Here is a 19454-nt window from a genome sequence, read left to right on the forward strand (position 1 = left end):
CAGCGATACATCGCATTCAGCGGCGAGAGGGCGGCAATTCAAGACCAATCCCCAGCGCTTCCCAGCGTTCATCCACGCGCGCTTTAACGGCATCGTCCATCACAATAGGGGTGCCCCATTCACGGTCAGTTTCTCCTGGCCACTTATTGGTGGCATCAAGCCCCATTTTCGAGCCAAGACCTGAGACCGGCGAAGCGAAATCTAGATAATCAATGGGGGTATTTTCGACCATTACAGTATCCCGCGCGGGATCCATCCGGGTGGTGATCGCCCAGATAACATCTTCCCAATTGCGTGCGTCCACGTCGTCATCCAGCACAATCACAAACTTGGTGTACATAAACTGACGCAGAAAGCTCCATACCCCCATCATCACGCGCTTGGCGTGGCCGGGGTACTGCTTCTTCATGGTGACCACTGCCATACGGTAAGAGCAGCCTTCCGGTGGCAGGTAGAAGTCGACGATTTCGGGAAACTGCTTACACAGAATGGGCACAAAGACTTCATTCAGCGCCACACCGAGAATCGCCGGCTCATCCGGCGGACGTCCCGTATAGGTCGAGTGATAGATCGCATCACGGCGCATGGTCATCCGCGTGATGGTAAACACCGGGAAGTGGTCGACCTCATTGTAGTAACCGGTGTGGTCACCAAAGGGGCCTTCCGCCGCCATATCATCGGGATAGATAAAGCCTTCGAGGATAATCTCGCTGGACGCGGGCACATCAAGATCCGCATGACCGCACTTCACCAGCTCGGTACGCGAACCGCGCAGTAGGCCCGCAAAGGCGTATTCTGAAAGCGAATCCGGCACGGGGGTGACGGCGCCCAAAATCGTCGCCGGGTCAGCGCCAAGCGCCACCGCAACCGGGAAAGGCTCGCCTGGGTGGGCTTTCTGGAACTCCAGAAAATCCAGCGCGCCGCCACGATGGGAGAGCCAGCGCATGATCAGGCGGTTCTTGCCAATCTTCTGCTGACGGTAAATCCCTAGGTTCTGGCGCTTCTTGTGCGGCCCTTTAGTAATCACCAGAGGCCAGGTGACCAGTGGCCCCGCATCGCCAGGCCAGCAGTGCTGAATCGGCAGCAGGCCGAGATCGACTTCGTCGTCTTCATAGACCACTTCCTGTACCGGCGCATGCTTGACGTTTTTCGGCCCCATGCTGAGTACTTGCTTGAAGATCGGCAGCTTGTCCCAGGCGTCTTTCAAGCCTTTCGGCGGATCAGGCTCTTTGAGAAACGCCAACAGCTTACCCACTTCTCTGAGCGCTTCTACCGATTCTTGGCCCATGCCTAGCGCAACCCGTTTAGGGGTGCCAAACAGGTTGCCCAACAGCGGCATGTCGTGGCCTTTGACGTTTTCAAACAGCAACGCCGGGCCACCGGCACGCAGCGTGCGGTCGCAAATTTCGGTGATTTCCAGGTAAGGATCGACTTCGACATGAATACGCTTGAGTTCACCCTGGGCTTCAAGCGCCGCGATGAACTCACGCAAGTCTTTGTACTTCAAGGCACGCTCCCTGGCTGGCGAATGCGCCGCGTTAGCGGCGCTCTTTTTTACACCACAAGCTAGCGGCGCTTCATCGCTTCAAAGAACTCAAGATTGGTCTTGGTATCTTTCAGACGGTCAATCAGGAATTCAGTGGCGGCGGTGTCTTCCATCGGATTGAGCAGCTTGCGCAAAATCCACATGCGCTGCATTTCATCCTCAGAAGCCAGCAGGTCTTCACGACGGGTGCCACTCCGACGGATATTGATCGCCGGGAATACACGACGCTCAGCCAGCTTGCGATCCAGGTGGGCTTCCATGTTACCGGTACCCTTGAACTCTTCGAAGATGACTTCGTCCATTTTGGAGCCAGTATCGACCAGCGCCGTGGCGATAATCGTCAGGCTGCCACCCTCTTCGATATTACGCGCCGCACCAAAGAAGCGTTTTGGCTTCTCAAGGGCGTGGGCATCGACACCACCGGTGAGCACTTTGCCAGAGCTGGGCACCACGGTGTTGTAAGCACGCGCCAAGCGAGTAATCGAGTCGAGCAGAATGACCACGTCTTTCTTGTGCTCAACCAAACGCTTGGCTTTCTCGATAACCATTTCAGCGACTTGCACGTGACGCGCTGGCGGCTCATCAAAGGTTGACGCCACGACTTCGCCACGCACGGTGCGCGACATTTCGGTGACTTCCTCAGGGCGCTCATCGATCAGCAGTACGATCAGATGACACTCTGGGTTGTTGCGCGTGATGGAGGTCGCGATGTTTTGCAACATCAGCGTTTTACCCGCCTTGGGCGGCGATACCAGCAAACCACGTTGGCCTTTACCGATCGGCGCGGTTAGATCGATGATCCGCGCGGTAAGGTCTTCCGTGGAGCCGTTACCGATCTCCATACGCATGCGATCGTCTGGGAACAGCGGCGTTAAGTTCTCAAACAGGATCTTGTGCTTGGCATTTTCCGGACGGTCAAAGTTGATTTGACTGACCTTCAGCAGGGCGAAGTAGCGTTCACCCTCCTTCGGCGGACGGATTTTGCCGGAAATGGAGTCACCCTTGCGCAGATTGAAACGGCGGATCTGCGAAGGCGATATGTAGATATCGTCGGGACCGGCGAGATAGGAGCTGTCAGCGCTACGCAGGAAGCCGAAGCCATCCTGAAGAATTTCCAGCACACCGTCGCCATAGATATCCTCGCCACTTTTGGCGTGTTTCTTGAGGATGGCGAAAATGATGTCCTGCTTGCGCGAACGGGCCAAGTTATCAATACCCATTTCACGGGCGATATCGAGGAGCTCGGGAACGGTTTTTTGCTTGAGTTCAGTGAGATTCATCGGTGTGTTAGAAAGTTGCTCATGGAAGCTGGGCGCCAGGCGCCGGGAATAAGACAGGAGGCGTGAAAGTGACGCCGTGTGATGCGTTCAGACCCCGGTAAAGGCACGCGCTCGAAGATGAAAGGAACGGCGTTGGACTTAACTAACAACGCTGCTGCTTGTTGTTATTAAGACTCAACTCGAGGGTGCTAACACTTGTTTAATCTGGCTACCCCAGGAAAGTGGTTGAACCAGTGGGCTATCTGACGACTTGGAATTCTGGCTGACGCTAACGGGATAAACAGTGAATAACGTCTGGGGCGACCAAGGTGCCGTACTTGCACGACGCATGCAAGATGATTTATCTAAACAGCGACTCATCTCAGCTGCGAAGTACTTGTGGACACGCTAACTAACCAGGTCAGATCAGGCCAGTAGCTCGATGGTAGTCAAGCGCCGCGACAAACGCAAGCCTTTAGGTGTCTAGCAATTGACAATAGATAAAGGTCGCCGCAACCTTGGCACAGCCAACACGAAGGAAAGCTCATGCCCAAGGACATTTCGCTCCCCATTGCCACCGCTCCCGCTGAGGTAGACAGCGGTGCGCCGCAGCGCTTCGCCGCTATAGACCTGGGTTCCAACAGCTTTCATCTACTGGTGGCCAATTACCAGCATGAACGCCTCCAGGTGGTGGCCCGATTGGGCGAAAAGGTGCAGCTCGCCGCGGGTTTAGACGATGATGGCCTGCTCAGCGAAGAGGCAATGCAGCGCGCACTAGACTGCCTGGGCCGCTTCGCGCCGTTTTTAAGCGATATCACCAACGCCAATTTGCGCATTGTCGGCACTAATGCGCTACGCGATGCCGATAATAGCCAAACATTTATCGAACGCGCCGAAGCACAATTAGGCCACGCCATCGAAATTATCGCCGGCCGCGAAGAGGCTCGGCTGATTTATTTAGGCGCCGCCCACGCGCTGGCCGAAAATGGCCGCCGATTAATCGTCGATATTGGCGGCGGCTCGACCGAATTCATTATTGGTGAAGCTTTTGAGCCCAAAGCGCTGGAGAGCCTGCGCATGGGCTGCGTGACATTTTCCCGACGCTTCTTCTCCGACGGCGAGTTGAACGAAAAACGTATGCGCCGCGCCGAGCTCGCCGCTCTTTCAGAGCTCGCCAACATTCAGCGCCCCTATCAACGCCTGGGCTGGGACGACCCAGTCGGCTCCAGCGGCACGATCAAGGCCGCCGCCAGCGTGTTGCATGCCTATGGCGATACGCCCCACGAGGGTGTTATCACTCGCGCCGGTTTAAAGAAGCTGCGCGAACGGCTGCTGAAGTGCAAGCAACTGGATAAAGTCGCGCTGGAGGGCCTCAAGGCTGACCGTGCCAAAGTTTTCCCGGCGGGGATTGCCATTCTTGGGGCGATTTTTGAAGCCTTTGATTTAACCCAAATGCGTTTTGCCGATGGGGCGCTGCGTGAAGGCGTGCTCTACGATATGGCCGGGCGCAATACCGCCGAAGACTCGCGCTCGAAAAGCCTGGAGTCGCTACAGCGCACTTACGATGTTGATACCCGCCAAGGGCTTAACGTCGCCGACACTGCCGAGCGGCTGTTTCAGCAGGTACGCCATGCGTGGTCGCTAAACCTTGACCAAGGGCGCTATTTGCAGTGGGCTAGCCACGTGCATGAAATCGGCCTGGCGATCTCTCACAGCCAGTTTCATCGCCACGGCGCCTACCTGCTGGAGCATTCGGATCTCGCGGGTTTTTCACGCCCTGAACAGCGCCAACTGGCGTTTTTAGTGCGCGCGCACCGGCGTAAATTTCCGCTCAAGGAGTGGCAGGCCCTGCCGGAAGCGCAACAGGAGACGACCCAGAAGCTCGCCCGACTGCTGCGTTTAGCCGTTTTGCTCAACCATTCCCGCCCGGAAACCGCGCCCTCGCTACCGGAAATAAGCGCTGACAGCGATAGCTTGACGATCACGCTGCCTGCCAGCGATGAACCCACCCTGCTGAGTACCGACCTGGAACAGGAGCAGGCGTTTATGGAAGCCGCCGGTTTTAAGCTGATCGTTAAGCAGGCGAAGTCAGACGTGTAAAGCAAACGCCCTCTGCCTGCCATAACAGCTGAGCAGGGGGACAAACCACCCCGATACACGCCTCACCCTGCATGATAACCACCAGCCGCTGGCGCTCCCAGGGCGGCATATCCGCCTCTTGTAGCAACCGCTTTAGGTCGCGCCGCCCTCGTTTAGGCAGTTGAATAACCTCCCCACCTTGTCGCCAGGTCGCTCTCAGCGGTTGAGACGGCTCTTGTAATGAGGCCACCTGCCACCCTAGCGGCCCGATAGGCGTTTCCAGTGGCGTTTGACCATCCCAGCTAACCTCCCACGACGATAACGCTTCAAAAGGCACCATCAGATAGAGCCGCTGGCGCCATAGGCGCGCCTGAGCACCCGGCCACTCAACGCACACCGCGGCACCCGCCTTGGCATTCAATTGATCCAGCAGGCTCTCTAAACGCTTCTGGGGCGGTGTTGGCAAGCCTTGCTGTTGGCAAAGAGTACGCACCAGCAGCCGCTGGCGGGGACGGGAGCGCTGACTAAGTGCGCTCGCATCTATCTGCCCTTCGCCGGTGACGAGCTCGTTTAGCTCGGCTGCTAAATACTCGCTAAGCACCGCATCTGCGTCACCGGCGTTGGTTGCGCTATTGGCTAAAGCAGCGACGGCTGTGGGCCAGCGCTCGCGCAATGCTGGCAATATTCGATGGCGCAGGCGGTTGCGATCAAAGCGAATATCTTGATTGGTGGGATCTTCGCACCAGCGCAACTCAAGCAGCCCAGCCGCAGCTTCAAGTTCAGCTCGGCGCACGGAGAGCCAGGGGCGCACCAAGGTGGTACTTTGGGCCTCCCGGCGATAGGGCATACCGGCCAGGCCGCGTAGCCCGCTGCCGCGCAGAGCGGCGAGCAGAAAGGTTTCCGCCTGATCATCCTGGTGCTGGGCCAGCCAGAGCGTATCGCCAGTGGGAATGGTGGCCAAAAAAGCTTCATAGCGGGCGTTGCGAGCGGCACCTTCGATGCCTTCACCTTGTGTATTTACCGTCACATTGACCACGGTCAGCGGCACGTTCAAGCGCACACACATATCCCGGCAGTGCGCCTCGAACGTCTGCGCTGCTGCCTGTAGGCCATGGTTAATGTGGATAGCCCGCAAATGGCGGTCTGCTTGTTCGCAGGCCCGTGCGGCTAACGCGAGCAGCAGGCAGGAGTCCAAACCACCTGAGAGTGCCACCCAAATAGAGCGCCCCGGCGGGGTCTCCGCCAGGGCGTCGTTGAGCAAGCGTTGCAGCGTATTATGCGGCTGGGGCGCCATAGCTCATTAAACGCTTGTAGCGACGCTCCAGCAGCGCGTCAGTGTCCATTGACTGCAGACGCCCCAAGCTCGCGGTAAGCGCCTCTTTGACCCGCTCAGCAGTGGTTAGCGGGTGACGGTGGGAGCCCCCAAGCGGCTCTTTGATCAGCGAGTCGACGAAACCCAGTTCTTTCAGTCGCTCGGCGGTAATGCCCATAGCCTGAGCGGCGTCAGAGGCTTTTTCAGCGCTTTTCCATAAGATCGATGCGCAGCCTTCCGGTGAGATCACCGAGTAGGTCGAATACTGCAGCATTTGCAGTTCGTCGCAGACGCCAATTGCCAGCGCGCCGCCGGAGCCGCCCTCGCCCACCACGGTGGAGATAATCGGTGTTTTCAGTCGCGACATAACGGCCAGATTATAGGCGATAGCCTCTGACTGACCGCGCTCTTCGGCGTCGATACCGGGATAGGCACCGGGGGTATCGATAAAGGTCAGGATCGGCATTTTAAAGCGCTCGGCCATCTCCATCAGACGGCACGCTTTGCGGTAGCCTTCTGGGCGCGGCATACCGAAGTTGCGGCGCACTTTCTCTTTTACATCGCGGCCTTTTTGATGGCCAATCACCATCACTGGTGCATCATTCAACCGCGCAATGCCACCTACCAGCGCGGCATCATCGGCGAAGTTGCGATCACCGTGCAGCTCGTCAAAGTCGGTGAAGATGTGTTCGAGGTAGTCCAACGTGTAGGGACGCTGAGGGTGCCGTGATAGCTGAGAAACCTGCCAGGGAGTCAAATCCTTGAAGATCGATTCCGTCAGCTTGCGGCTCTTCTCTTCCAGCCGAGCGATCTCGTCGGAAAGGTTGACTTGGCTATCGGAGCTGACTAGACGCAGCTCCTCAATTTTTGCCTGAAGTTCGGCAATCGGCTGTTCAAAATCGAGATAATTAGGATTCATCGGCTCTGCCTGTAAGCTGCCTGTCAAAAACAAGCCTGATCAAAATAAGTATTATCGCACCCTGACCCTGCCACGCAAGGTGAGTGCCCTTCTGTCACTATTTATCGATAGCGTAGCTGTACGCCTGTCTGACCCTGGACATCCTGCAGCGCCAGCAGTAAGTCGTCGCTCGGTGCGACTTTCCACTCATCGGCAAGTTCCAGCCAAGCCACTGCCGCTGGGTGGCGGTACTGCAGGCGCACCGGCAACCCCTCTTGATCGCGATACGGCGTCAGGCTGTCGCGCAGGGTTTCAATTAAGCGGCCATTGATCTGCCCCGCGTCCAATGCCAGCTCCACGGCTTGGCCGTAGCGAATGCGCGCCGTCACCATTGGTGTAACGTCTTTACCGCGTAGGCGCAGGCCACCAGAGTATTCGTCGCTGGAGACTTCGCCCTCAACGATGAGTACCTGATCAGCCTCAATCTGACCGCGTAGTTGCTCGAATAGCTCCCCAAACAGCGAAGCTTCAATACGCCCGGTGCGGTCATCCAGGGTGATAAACGCCATGGTATCACCACGCTTGGACTTCATAGTGCGCACGCCGACCACTAGCCCAGCAACGCGCTGGGGGTCACGAGAAGGTTTTAAATCGCTGATCCGCGTGGAGACAAAACGTTTTAGCTCCCGCTCGTACTCGTCGATCGGGTGCCCTGTCAGGTAAAGCCCCAGGGTATCTTTCTCCCCTGAGAGCCGTTCGCGATCGGTCCACTCACGGGCGTTGATGTATTCGGCGTAAACGTTGCTGTCATCGTCACTTTCATCGGCCGCGGCGAACGCATCACCAAACATATCCAGCATGCCCAGGTTCTGATTGGCGTGGTTTTGGGCAGCGGCTTTTAGCGCGTCCTCCATCGCTGCAAACAGCACCGCACGATTGGGGCCTAAAGTATCCAGCGCGCCGGAGCGAATCAGCGCCTCCAGGGTGCGCTTATTCATCCGCTTGGGATCAATGCGGCGGCAGAAATCAAAGATATCTTTGAAAGGGCCATCTGCCTCGCGGGCTTCGACAATGGCGCCAATGGGCCCTTCGCCCACGCCGCGAATGGCGCCTAGCCCATAGACCACACGCGCATCGGTATCGACGGTGAACTTGTAACCACCGACGTTGACGTTCGGCGGCGTTACGGTGAGCTTGAGGTTCCGACACTCCTCGATCAGCGGCACCACTTTATCCAGGTTGTCCATTTCCGTGGACATAACGGCGGCCATAAAGGGCCCCGGATAGTGGGCTTTCAGCCACGCAGTTTGGTAAGACACCAGCGCGTAGGCAGCCGAGTGAGACTTGTTAAAGCCGTAACCGGCGAATTTCTCTACTAGGTCAAAGATGTTACCGGCCAGGTCTTTATCAATACCGTTGGCGGCACACCCCTCCATAAAGCCGTCACGCTGCTTGGCCATCTCTTCGGGCTTTTTCTTACCCATGGCACGGCGCAGCATATCGGCCTGGCCGAGGCTGTAGCCTGCCATTACCTGAGCGATCTGCATGACCTGCTCTTGGTAGAGGATGATGCCGTAGGTGGGCGCCAAGACAGGTTTCAACAGCTCGTGCTGGTAATCCGGGTGTGGATAAGAGACTTCGGCCCGGCCGTGCTTACGGTTGATAAAGTCATCGACCATGCCCGACTGCAGTGGGCCGGGGCGGAACAGTGCCACCAGGGCGATCATATCGTCCAGGGAGTCAGGCAGCAGGCGCTTGATCAGTTCCTTCATGCCGCGGGATTCGAGCTGGAAGACCGCCGTGGTTTCGGCGCGCTTGAGCATCTCGAAGGTGGGCGCGTCGTCCAGCGGGATGCTGTCGATGTTGAGCGGATCCTGGCCGTTAACGCTGCGCACCTTGTCGACCATCTCTAGTGCCCAGTCGATAATCGTCAGCGTCCGCAGGCCCAGGAAGTCGAACTTGACCAGCCCCGCCTCTTCAATATCGTTTTTATCGAACTGTACCACCAAGCCGGAGCCATCTTCATCGCAGAGCAGCGGTGAGAAATCGGTCAGTTTGGTGGGGGCGATGACCACGCCACCGGCGTGCTTGCCGGTGCCCCGGGTGGTGCCCTCAAGCTTGAGCGCCATCTCCCAGATCTCTTCGGCCTCTTCATCGTTGCCGATAAACTCTTTGAGCGCGGGTTCCTGCTCAATCGCCTTGGCCAGGGTCATGCCTACTTCAAAGGGAATCAGCTTGGAGAGCTTGTCCCCCAGCGAGTACGGACGGCCTTGGGCACGGGCCACATCACGCACTACGGCCTTCGCCGCCATGGTGCCAAAGGTGACAATCTGGGAGACCGCATTGCGCCCGTAGCGCTCGGCTACGTACTCGATCACCTTGTCGCGTTTTTCCATGCAGAAGTCGACGTCAAAGTCGGGCATGGAGACACGTTCGGGGTTAAGAAAGCGCTCGAACAGCAGGTCGTAGCCAATCGGGTCTAAGTCAGTGATCTTTTGCGCGTAGGCCACCAGCGAACCAGCACCGGAACCACGCCCCGGGCCTACCGGTACGCGGTTGTCCTTGGCCCACTGGATGAAGTCCATCACGATCAGGAAGTAGCCAGGGAACCCCATCTGGATAATAACGTTGAGCTCGAACTCCAGCCGGTCGCGGTAGCGCTGGTCGATCGCCTGGTACTCTTCGCTGTCGCGGGGGTACCGTTCAGCGGGAAACAAAAAATCCAATCGCTCGGTTAAACCGTCATGGGATACTTTGCGGAAGAACTCATCCTGGGTCATCCCTTCGGGAATGCCGAACTCGGGCAGGAAAATCTCGCCCAGGCGCACATCCACGCTGCAGCGCTCGGCGATCATCACGCTGTTTTCCAGCGCTTCGGGGATATCGGCAAACAGCGCCGCCATCTCGTCGGGGCTTTTTAAGTACTGCTCTTCGGTGTAGCGGCGTTCGCGGCGCGGGTCGTCCAGCGCTTTACCTTCACCGATGGCGACGCGGGTCTCGTGGGCCCAATAATCTTCGCGCTCAAGAAAGCGCACGTCATTGGTCGCCACCACTGGCGTGCCTGTTTCAATGGCCAGCTTGACGCTGGCGTGAACGCAGGCCTCTTCCAGCGGGCGCCCGGTGCGAATCAACTCTAGATAAAAGCGCTCGGGAAAGGCCGCCTGCCACTCTTCGAGCAGCACCCGCGCATCCTGTTCGTGATCAGATAGCAGGTGGCGGCCAATCTCACCCTCCCGCGCGCCGGAAAGCGCAATCAAGCCTTCGCTCTGCTCCAGCACCCACTGTTTATCGAGAATGGCGCGCCCCTGCCGTTGACCATGCGTCCAACCTTTCGAGATCAGCTCAGTCAGGTTGCGATAGCCAACATCGTTCATCGCCAGCAGCGTTAGCCGGTAGGGGTGCGACTCGTCATGGGGATTGTGCAGCCATAAATCGCTGCCAATAATCGGCTTCAACCCCGCCCCCTGGGCGGCTTTGTAGAACTTCACCAGGCCGAAAAGGTTGGCTTCGTCGGTCAAGGCCAATGCTGGCATCGCCCGCTCAGCCGTGGTGCTGACCAGCGATTTTAGCTTCACTAAGCCATCGACCAGGGAGTATTCACTGTGCAAACGTAAATGAACGAACGGAACCGTCATGGGACTCTCAGCAAAACGCTAGGTGAAGAAAAAATACGTTAAAGCAGCGCCAACTGGCGCTGCACCGGCGCGAAGCTACGACGATGTTCGGCCAGTGGCCCGTGAGCGGCAAGCGCCGTCAGGTGCTCTTTGGTCGGGTAGCCTTTATGGCGCGCAAAACCATACTCAGGATAGCACTCATCCAAGGCGACCATCTGTGCGTCGCGAGCGACCTTGGCCAAAATCGACGCTGCGGCAATGGCACAGTGGCGTGAATCGCCCTTCACCACGGCCTGGCCAGGCAGCAGATGACCAGGTAATTTGTTGCCATCGACGAGTAGATATTCCGCCGCCGGTGCCAGCGCATCAATGGCTCGACGCATGGCCAAGTGGGTGGCGTGGTAAATATTCAACGCATCCACTTCCGCTGCGCTGGCTTCTGCCACGGCAAAGGCCAGCGCCCGCTCGCGAATCTGGCTATCCAGCGCTTCACGTTTGCGCGCCGTCAATTTTTTAGAGTCGGTAAGACCGTTTATTGGCTGCGCGGGGTCGAGAATCACCGCTGCGGCCACCACGCTACCGACCAGCGGCCCTCGGCCTACTTCATCCACTCCCGCCAGCAGCTCGCCGCTGTAGGCAATTTCTAGCGTTGGAAAATCCTTGTGCTCGATCAACCAGTGCGCTGTCACCCTATTTTTAATGGCCATCAACAGTCTCCAGCGGCTGTCCCGCGGCCAACAGGCTAATTGCCTCGGCGGCGCGACGGCTGGCGTTACGCTGAAGGGTGGCGTGCATCTGGGCAAAGCGCGCCTCCAGGGCATGGCGGCTATCTTCGTCCGCCAGCATGGCGCTGAGCTGATCGGCAATCGCCTCCGGCGAGGCCGCGTCTTGAATGAGTTCGGGCACCAGCGTTTCCTGGGCAATCAAATTAGGCAGCGATACCCACTGGGTTTTGACCATTCGCTTGGCCAGCCAGTGGGTGGTCGGGGCCATCTTGTAAGCCACCAGCATGCTGCGGTGACACAGCATGGCTTCCAGCGCGGCGGTACCAGAGGCCAGCAGCACGATATCGCTGGCTACCATCGCTTCGCGGGCTTGACCATCCAGCAGCGTAGTACGCTCGGCCAGCTGTGGGTAGTTGGCCAGCAGCGCGCTAATTTCATGGCGGCGATCAGCGGTAGCCGCGGGAATAACCACGTGCAGCGCAGGGTGGCGTTGGCAGAGCTGTGCGGCGGCGGCAAGAAAGGTATCGCCCAGAAAACGAATTTCGTTGGCCCGGGAGCCAGGCAGCAGCGCTAACACCTGCAGATCAGGCGCGAGTTCCAGCGCCTGGCGGGTGGCAACACGGTCATTTTCCAGCGGCATTTCGTCGGCCAGGGGGTGGCCCACAAAAGCGACGGGCACACGATGTTGGCGATAGAAAGCAGCCTCAAAAGGCAGCAGCGTCAGCATGCCATCGACCGACTTAGCGATGCCTTTTACCCGCCCCTGGCGCCACGCCCACACGGAAGGACTCACGTAGTGGGCGGTGGTGATCCCCGCTTCGCGAAGCTGGCGCTCAAGGCCTAGATTGAAGTCAGGTGCATCGATACCCAGCATAATATCCGGCTGCCAAGCTAACGCTTCGGCTTTTAGGGTGCGCCGTACACGGATCAGTTCAGGGAGGTGCTTCAGCACTTCAACCAGCCCCATTACCGCAAGCGTTTCGAGAGGAAAGCGGCTCTCCATGCCTTCCGCCTGCATACGCGGTCCGCCGATGCCACGAAACTCGACGCCAGGGTGGCACGCTTTAAGTTCACGCATCAGCCCAGCGCCAAGGATATCGCCGGAGAGTTCCCCAGCCACGAGATAGACACGTTGCAGGGTCATAAAATGATTAGCATGGGTTAACGGGTGATGCCGCGGGTGGAACGCTCAATGGAGGCGGCGAAATGCTCAATTTCGGGAAAATCAAAGCGGCTACGCATTTCGACAAGCGCCTGCTCTGTAGTCAGCCCCTGGCGATAAACCATTTTATAAGCAGTGGTTAAGGCACTAATTGCTTCGCGGCTAAAGCCGCGGCGCTTTAAGCCCACTAGGTTGAGTCCACGCGCTTCGGCAGGGTTGCCATTAATCATGATATAGGCGGGTGTGTCCTTGGTGATAATCGAGCCACCACCGGCCATGGCGTGATCGCCAAAGTGACAGAACTGATGCACTGCCGCCAACCCACCCAGAATGGCATGATCACCGACGGTGACATGGCCCGCCAAGGTAACCTGATTGGCTAAAATGCAGTCGTTACCAATCACGCAGTCATGGCCGACATGCACGTAGGCCATAAACAGGTTGCGCGAACCAATGGTGGTTTCGCTGCGATCCTGAACGGTGCCTCGATGAATCGTGGCGCCTTCACGGACCACATTATCGTCGCCCATCACTAACCGCGTGGGTTCGCCTGCGTATTTTTTGTCCTGACAGTCTTCACCTACCGAGGCAAACTGAAAGATACGCGTACGTTCGCCTAGCGAGGTGGGGCCTTTAACCACCACATGAGGGCCTATCACGGAGCCCGCGCCGATCGTGACGTCGGGGCCAATGATGCTAAAGGGGCCAACCTCAACGTCGTCGGCAAGGCGCGCCGCCGGGTCGACCAGTGCAGTCGGATGTATCAAGCCACCTTCCTCTCGGCACAAATAATTTCTGCTTCGCAGGCCAGCTCACCGTCAACCGTGGCACGGCATGCAAATTTCCAGATACCCCGTTTACCTCTAATCACGTCGGCCTCTAAGGTGAGCTTGTCGCCCGGCATTACCGGGCGTTTAAAGCGCACTTTATCGCTGCCCACGAGATAGTACACATAACCATCGGCAGGCAGTTTATTGACCGTTTTAAAACCGAGAATGCCGCATACCTGGGCCAGGGCTTCAATCACCAGTACGCCGGGCATAATCGGGTGATGCGGAAAGTGGCCGTTAAAAAATGGCTCATTAATGCTGACATTTTTGTACGCAACGATGGATTCGCCGGTGGTTAATTGCGTTACTCGATCCACCAGCAAAAAGGGGTAACGGTGGGGCAAGTACTCGCGAATTTCATTGATATCCATAACCATCGTAGCGACCTCTAAAATAACAAAAACCTGCAGCTCCTGAAGAGTGTCAGGCAAATACCAGCACGTGCACTGGTTAAAAGGCTGTGGATTATACCCCGCTGTTATCTAGTCTCAAACCAGCAGCGGGTAAAAGTCATGCAGCCGTTACTATTCACGTTGCTTTTTTTCCAATCGAGCCAGGCGCTTAGCGATGTCATCAAGCTGTTTAAAACGCACCGCGTTTTTACGCCACTGGGCATTAGCCATGGCGCCAGTACCGGATGAGTAGACCCCCGGTTCATGGATTGAGTTCGTGACAAGGCTCATACCTGTCACCTGAACGCCGTCGCAAATGGTTAGGTGACCGGATAAACCGACCCCACCACCCAGCATGCAGTGCTTACCGACCTTGGTCGAACCAGCAATGCCCACACAGCCTGCTAAGGCGCTGTGGTCACCGATAATGACGTTATGGGCGATTTGTACCTGACTATCAATTTTGACGTCATCACCAATCACCGTATCTCCCAAAGCGCCACGATCGATGCTGGAGCAACTGCCTACTTCAACGTCGTCGCCAAGCACTACGCCCCCCAATTGGGCGATTTTATGCCAGCCAGCGCCATCGTGGGCAAACCCGAAGCCGTCGCCGCCAATCACACAGCCGCTTTGCAAGATGCCCCGTTTACCGATAACCACGCCATGGCAGAGGGTGACATTGGCGTGCAGACGCGTTGCTTCGCCGATAATTGTATCGGCTCCCACCACGCTGCCCGCCCCAATGACCACACGGTCGCCCAGCACCACGCCTGATTCAATCACTGCATGAGCTTGAATGCAGACATCGGCGCCTAGCTGAGCATCTTCCGCCACGACGGCGGTGGGGTGAATACCGACGATATCGCGGGCAGGCAGTGGGTCAAACAACTGCGATAGCTTGGCATAGCCCAAGTAAGGGTTATCGATTTCCAGACGCGCTACCGGGCAGTGCTTGCCATGCTCAGGGTGCAGCAATACCGCGGCCGCCTTGGTCGTCGCCAAATCTTTCAGGTAGGCACGATTGGCCAGAAAAGCCACTTGATCCGGCTGCGCTTCTTTTAGCGTCGCCAAGCCGCGTATCGGCTGCTGGGCATTACCGCTGACGGCAATGCCCAATTGGCGCGCAATGTCTGCGAGGGTAAAGTGATGAGAAGCGTGCGTCATGGGAGCCCAGAGAAGCGTTGGTGTGGCCTGACCACACCAATTAGCGTTTAAATTTAGTTCAAGGTATCAAAAATCTGGGTGACTTCATCGGTCACATTGGGCAGATCCACACCTGAGTGCAGTACGCCCTGGGGTTCAACCAGCACATCAATACCATGGCGTTCCAGCACTTCTGCTACCGCTTGTTCCAGCTTAGGCTCGGCGCCTTCTAAAAACTGCTGCTCGGAACGCTGCTGTGCCTGCATTACTTCCTGGCGAAGCTGTTCAAAACGGCTGCCTTTCTGCTGAAGCTCGCTAATCAGCGACTCCCGCTGGGACTGAGCCATCGTTTCGCCTTCGTTCTGCAAACGCTGCTGAAGCTGCTGCAACTCATTACCCAGGTTTTGCGCTTCACGCTGCTGATTGCCAATTTGCCCTTCCAGAGTACTCATTGACGCCTGTGCGGACTGGGTATTCATTAATGCTGCTCGCCAATCCAACACTGCTACTTCTGCAGCGTGAGCGGGCAAAATCATCGCGCCCAACAGGCATACCACCGCTGTCAGTTTACGCATCATGTTATCTCCTTAGGTCACGCTAGCACGCGCCACCATGGCACGCGGTCTAGCAAAATTAGAACGTTTGCCCTTTAGAACGTTTGTCCTAATGAGAACTGGAAGAACTGAGTGTCGTCACCGCTCTTATCGTTCAATGGCTCAGCAATGCTAAAGGTCAGCGGGCCTACCGGTGTCAGCCAAGAGAGGCCAATACCGGCGCTGTAGCGCAAATCGCCTAGATCAACGCCGGAGTTACACTGCTGACGCCCTGCGTCTTCTGCAAGCACATCGTAGCAAGAGGTCAGGAAGGTATTACCGCCATCCAAGAATAGCGATGTTTGCAGCGCGCGCTGATCTTCAACAAAGGGCAGCGGGAAAATGATCTCGGCGCTACCTTCTACTGAAACGTTACCGCCCAGCGTGCGGTCACGGCCGCCTTCGGTTGCTGGCGTGGTGCGCTGCCCAAGCGTATTCGACGTGAAGCCACGCACCGAGCCAAGACCACCCGCGTAGAAGTTTTCATAGAAGGGGAAGGGATCGTTGCCGCCCAGCGTATCGGCATAGCCGACATTGCCGGTAAATTTGAACGCCCAGGACTCGTCATCGTTAATCGGGAAGAGCTGTTGAGCACGGGCGCGCAGCTTGTAGTACTCCGAATCACTGCCCGGCACGCCGGTTTCCAGCGACAGTCGCTGATAGTTGCCATCGGTCGGCATAATACCGCGGTTGAGATTGTTGCGTGTCCAACTAGCGGTCAGCTTCAGGCTTTGCGCATCTTCGCCCTGATCTTCCACATAGCGACGAATTTCTGAGGCCGTGTCGAAGTAGGTTTTCACCGTTAGGTCTTCAACGCTGGCACCGAAGTTAAGACGCGACAGTTCGCTTACGGGGTAACCAAAGTTGATACCGGCACCATAGGCATCCGTCGAGAACGTCGAAATATCCGAATCGGCGTAATCTGTTTCGCGGTAAAAAACATTGTAGCCGCGAGAAATGCCATCCAACGTCCAGTAGGGATCAGTGAAGCCAAAGTTCACACTGGTAAAGGTGTCGCTGCGCTGAGCCCCTACATTGACCCGGTTACCCGTACCCAAGAAGTTATTTTGTGACAAGCCGACACCGTAAATAACCCCGGCACTCTGGGAGAAACCAACGCTGGCAGAGACCGACCCCGAGGGCTGCTCTTCGACATTATAAGTAACGTCGAGTAAATCCGGCTCACCAGGTACAGGCTGGGTATCCACTTCTACTTGGCTAAAAAAGCCCAGGCGTTCAAGGCGCTGACGCGATTGTGTAATGGCTTCGGTGGAAGCGGGTGCGCCCTCCAACTGAATCATTTCACGCCGCAGTACTTCATCCTGAGTAGTCGTATTACCGTAGAACTCGATACGACGCACGTAGGCGCGTTCACCGGGATTGACAGCAATCACCAGATCGACCGTTTCACCGTCCCCTGCCATTTCAGGCACGCCTTGAATATCAGCAAAGGCGAAGCCTTCGGCACCCAAACGCTGGCGCAGGGCTTCGGTGGAGGCATTAACATCGCCGCGGGAGAAAATATCTCCCTCTTTAACGGTGAGTAACTGGCGAGCTTCGTTTTCGCTGATCTGTAGATCACCCGCGAAACGAATATCACCTACCCGGTACTGGGCGCCTTCATCGACGTTTAGTGTAATAAAGATTTCGGATTTTTCCGGACCAATCGACACCTGAGTCGAGGTGACATCGAAGTTGACGTAGCCACGATCTAGGTAGAACGAGCGCAGCCGCTCAATATCACCGGAAAGCGCTTCACGGGAGTACTCGTCGCTAGAGAACCAGCCGAAAAAGCGTCCTGGCCGATCATTTAACTCAAACACGCCACGCAGCGTTTCATCATCAAAGGCTTCGTTACCAACGATATTGATTTGGCGAATCTTGGCCACTTCGCCTTCGTTGATATTGATATTGACCTGTACCCGGCCCTCATCAACCTCTTCCACTTCGGTATCGATGCTGGCGCTGTAGCGACCTTGAGACTGGTAGACGCCTTCCAGCTCGCGCTGTATCTCTTCCAGCGTAGAGAGCTCCAGTACCTGACCTTCCGAGAGCCCCGATTCACGCAAACCATTGCGCAAGTCCTCTTCGGAGATCTGATCGTTGCCGCTGATCTGTAGCCGCGCAATAGTCGGACGCTCGACGACCTGAATAACCAGTACATCGCCTTCGCGTGCCAGGGAGACATCGTCAAATAGCCCTGTGGCAAATAAGTCACGGGCAGCAGCAGCTAATTGCTCTTCGCTGACGCGCTCATTGGCACTCACCGGAAATGCATTGAAGACCGAGGCGGCGGATACCCGCTGCAGTCCTTCCACTCGAATGTCTGAAACATCAAAGGATTGTGCTTGGGCGCCGCTGGCGCCTGCCAGCAAGAGTGCCGCCATTCCAAGGGTCTTGATTTTCATGCAGTCAATTCGCTCGCGTTGGTCTGCCTATCATTCCAGAAAGGCACCATATACATTTGTGCAGGCAGATGACAAGGCATCCTGCGCGCTACACGCGTCATTACCACAGGCGCATCAGATCAAAATAGAGGGCCATCAACATCAGGGTGCCGACCATGGCAAGCCCAATGCGCAGTCCTACGGCTTGGGTTCTTTCGGATACTGGCCGTCCACGCACGACCTCCATAAAATAATAGAGCAAGTGGCCACCATCGAGCACCGGGATAGGTAGTAAGTTTAGTACCCCAAGGCTGATAGAAAGATACGCTAGAAAGCCAATAAACGCTTCCATCCCTGCACGGGCCGAATCACCAGAGATCTGTGCAATGGTGATTGGCCCGGACAAATTGGAAGGCGAGATAAGCCCGACAAACATTTTGCGTATGGCATCTAAGGTTAAGAGCGTCATCTCTCCAGTGCGCGAAACAGCCTGGCCTACCGCTTCGATAGGGCCGTAACGGATTTCACGCTGAAACGCTGCTGGCCACTCGACCTGCTCGGCGCCTGCACCGATATAACCAATTTCAACCCCAGTGTCCAAGCGGTTACGCCCGGGGGTTAAATCAACACTCGACTGCTCGCCATTACGTTCATAGGTGAGCTGCAGCGTTTCACCTGGATTACCTCGCACCATATTAACGAAGTGCATCCAATCATCCACTGGTTCGCCATTAATCGCCACCATCCTATCGCCCGCCTCAAGGCCTGCTTGCTCGGCGGCCTCTCCGCTCACTACTTGGCCTAAAACGGCCGGAAATTCCGGCTGCCAAGGAGTAATACCCAGCGATTGCAGCGGCTGTGGCGGATCTTGGCGAACCAAATAATCAGTCACCGATAAGCCAAAACGTTGAGGGTCGCTCGCGCCTTCGGGGCGGGCGTCTATATCCAGCTCACCGCTGAAACCAATAATCGATACCAGTTTGAGGTTAACATCTTCCCAAGAGCGCATCTCATCGCCCTGAATGGCGACAATTTCATCGCCATTGGCAAGTCCGGCTTCGGCGGCGGGCGAGTCAGGCGCAACGCTACCTACCATTGGCGACACCACCGTGGTACCCGCCACGAACAGTGCCCAGTAAGCCACAATCGCTAACAAGAAGTTGGCGATTGGCCCTGCCGCCACAATCGCAATGCGCTGCCACACGGTTTTGCGGTTAAATGCCTGATCAAGCTGCTCTTCCGGAACCGGCGCCTCACGCTCATCGAGCATTTTGACATAGCCACCCAGCGGAATGGCGGCTATCGCGAACTCGGTGCCGTGGCGGTCAACCCGCGACCATAGCGGCTTACCAAAGCCTACAGAAAACCGTAGCACTTTGACCCCACAGCGCCTCGCCACCCAAAAATGGCCAAACTCGTGGAAGGTCACTAACAGGCCCAACACCACAATGACCGCTAAAATATTCTGTATAAGGCCCACACTGAACTCCTTAATGCCCCGCTCTAACGAC

At 56.9% G+C, this 19454-nt stretch carries 14 protein-coding genes; 1 reads left to right on the plus strand and 13 read right to left on the minus strand.

Translation table 11 applies throughout. The annotated features are described in order from the left end of the window. Positions 1 to 16: 16 nt before the first annotated feature. Both ubiD and rho read right to left on the minus strand, forming a co-directional pair. Positions 17 to 1507 (minus strand): 4-hydroxy-3-polyprenylbenzoate decarboxylase, encoded by a 1491-nt coding sequence (gene ubiD, locus HZS52_RS01340; protein ID WP_009288495.1) that lies wholly within the window; start codon positions 1505 to 1507, stop codon positions 17 to 19. Positions 1508 to 1566: 59 nt separating this feature from the next. Continuing rightward, positions 1567 to 2826, minus strand: a complete 1260-nt coding sequence (gene rho / locus HZS52_RS01345) for a transcription termination factor Rho (RefSeq protein ID WP_007111700.1) — start codon at positions 2824 to 2826, stop codon at positions 1567 to 1569. A gap of 525 nt (positions 2827 to 3351) precedes the next feature. Between rho and ppx the strand changes: the two genes are divergently transcribed. Continuing rightward, positions 3352 to 4905 carry an exopolyphosphatase gene (gene ppx, locus HZS52_RS01350; RefSeq protein WP_141440057.1) on the plus strand — a complete coding sequence of 518 codons (1554 nt, stop codon included), beginning with the start codon at positions 3352 to 3354 and terminating at the stop codon, positions 4903 to 4905. Here the strand turns inward: ppx and tilS are convergent. The 11 genes from tilS to rseP form a co-directional block, all read right to left on the minus strand. Then, positions 4880 to 6178, minus strand: a complete 1299-nt coding sequence (tilS, locus tag HZS52_RS01355) for a tRNA lysidine(34) synthetase TilS (protein WP_190374043.1) — start codon at positions 6176 to 6178, stop codon at positions 4880 to 4882. The two genes, ppx and tilS, sit on opposite strands and share 26 nt — an antisense overlap. Further along, positions 6159 to 7115, minus strand: a complete 957-nt coding sequence (gene accA / locus HZS52_RS01360; RefSeq protein WP_022520184.1) for an acetyl-CoA carboxylase carboxyl transferase subunit alpha — start codon at positions 7113 to 7115, stop codon at positions 6159 to 6161. Before accA ends, tilS begins: the two co-directional genes overlap by 20 nt. A gap of 101 nt (positions 7116 to 7216) precedes the next feature. Continuing rightward, entirely contained in the window at positions 7217 to 10729 is a 3513-nt protein-coding gene (dnaE, locus tag HZS52_RS01365; protein ID WP_190374044.1) for a DNA polymerase III subunit alpha, read from the minus strand. Between the two features lie 38 nt (positions 10730 to 10767). Beyond that, positions 10768 to 11415 carry a ribonuclease HII gene (rnhB, locus tag HZS52_RS01370; RefSeq protein ID WP_190374045.1) on the minus strand — a complete coding sequence of 216 codons (648 nt, stop codon included), beginning with the start codon at positions 11413 to 11415 and terminating at the stop codon, positions 10768 to 10770. Next, positions 11405 to 12577, minus strand: a complete 1173-nt coding sequence (gene lpxB / locus HZS52_RS01375; RefSeq protein WP_190374046.1) for a lipid-A-disaccharide synthase — start codon at positions 12575 to 12577, stop codon at positions 11405 to 11407. Before lpxB ends, rnhB begins: the two co-directional genes overlap by 11 nt. 17 nt (positions 12578 to 12594) lie before the next feature. Continuing rightward, positions 12595 to 13362: an acyl-ACP--UDP-N-acetylglucosamine O-acyltransferase gene (lpxA, locus tag HZS52_RS01380; RefSeq protein ID WP_190374047.1), complete on the minus strand. Its 768-nt coding sequence runs from the start codon at positions 13360 to 13362 to the stop codon at positions 12595 to 12597. Then, a complete protein-coding gene (gene fabZ / locus HZS52_RS01385; RefSeq protein WP_022520189.1) occupies positions 13359 to 13802 on the minus strand; it encodes a 3-hydroxyacyl-ACP dehydratase FabZ in 444 nt (147 codons plus the stop codon). The genes lpxA and fabZ overlap by 4 nt, the downstream gene beginning before the upstream one ends. 147 nt (positions 13803 to 13949) lie before the next feature. After that, positions 13950 to 14984: a UDP-3-O-(3-hydroxymyristoyl)glucosamine N-acyltransferase gene (gene lpxD / locus HZS52_RS01390; RefSeq protein ID WP_009288490.1), complete on the minus strand. Its 1035-nt coding sequence runs from the start codon at positions 14982 to 14984 to the stop codon at positions 13950 to 13952. A gap of 53 nt (positions 14985 to 15037) precedes the next feature. Beyond that, positions 15038 to 15538 carry an OmpH/Skp family outer membrane protein gene (locus tag HZS52_RS01395; protein WP_027957768.1) on the minus strand — a complete coding sequence of 167 codons (501 nt, stop codon included), beginning with the start codon at positions 15536 to 15538 and terminating at the stop codon, positions 15038 to 15040. Positions 15539 to 15612: 74 nt separating this feature from the next. Then, positions 15613 to 17964 carry an outer membrane protein assembly factor BamA gene (gene bamA, locus HZS52_RS01400; protein ID WP_423250062.1) on the minus strand — a complete coding sequence of 784 codons (2352 nt, stop codon included), beginning with the start codon at positions 17962 to 17964 and terminating at the stop codon, positions 15613 to 15615. 100 nt (positions 17965 to 18064) lie between these two features. Further along, positions 18065 to 19423 carry an RIP metalloprotease RseP gene (rseP, locus tag HZS52_RS01405; RefSeq protein ID WP_022520191.1) on the minus strand — a complete coding sequence of 453 codons (1359 nt, stop codon included), beginning with the start codon at positions 19421 to 19423 and terminating at the stop codon, positions 18065 to 18067. Positions 19424 to 19454 lie beyond the last annotated feature (31 nt).

Origin of the sequence: Vreelandella titanicae, assembly GCF_014697095.1 — a bacterium.
GTDB classification, from domain to species: domain Bacteria; phylum Pseudomonadota; class Gammaproteobacteria; order Pseudomonadales; family Halomonadaceae; genus Vreelandella; species Vreelandella titanicae.

Bases quoted from the DNA above. Each gene is read 5' to 3' on its own strand.
- rho (WP_007111700.1), bottom strand. From the start codon at position 2,826: ATGAATCTCACTGAACTCAAGCAAAAAACCGTTCCCGAGCTCCTCGAT.
- accA (WP_022520184.1), bottom strand. From the start codon at position 7,115: ATGAATCCTAATTATCTCGATTTTGAACAGCCGATTGCCGAACTTCAG.
- tilS (WP_190374043.1), bottom strand. From the start codon at position 6,178: ATGGCGCCCCAGCCGCATAATACGCTGCAACGCTTGCTCAACGACGCC.
- fabZ (WP_022520189.1), bottom strand. From the start codon at position 13,802: ATGGTTATGGATATCAATGAAATTCGCGAGTACTTGCCCCACCGTTAC.
- lpxD (WP_009288490.1), bottom strand. From the start codon at position 14,984: ATGACGCACGCTTCTCATCACTTTACCCTCGCAGACATTGCGCGCCAA.
- HZS52_RS01395 (WP_027957768.1), bottom strand. From the start codon at position 15,538: ATGCGTAAACTGACAGCGGTGGTATGCCTGTTGGGCGCGATGATTTTG.
- bamA (WP_423250062.1), bottom strand. From the start codon at position 17,964: ATGAAAATCAAGACCCTTGGAATGGCGGCACTCTTGCTGGCAGGCGCC.
- rnhB (WP_190374045.1), bottom strand. From the start codon at position 11,415: ATGGCCATTAAAAATAGGGTGACAGCGCACTGGTTGATCGAGCACAAG.
- lpxB (WP_190374046.1), bottom strand. From the start codon at position 12,577: ATGACCCTGCAACGTGTCTATCTCGTGGCTGGGGAACTCTCCGGCGAT.
- dnaE (WP_190374044.1), bottom strand. From the start codon at position 10,729: ATGACGGTTCCGTTCGTTCATTTACGTTTGCACAGTGAATACTCCCTG.
- ppx (WP_141440057.1), top strand. From the start codon at position 3,352: ATGCCCAAGGACATTTCGCTCCCCATTGCCACCGCTCCCGCTGAGGTA.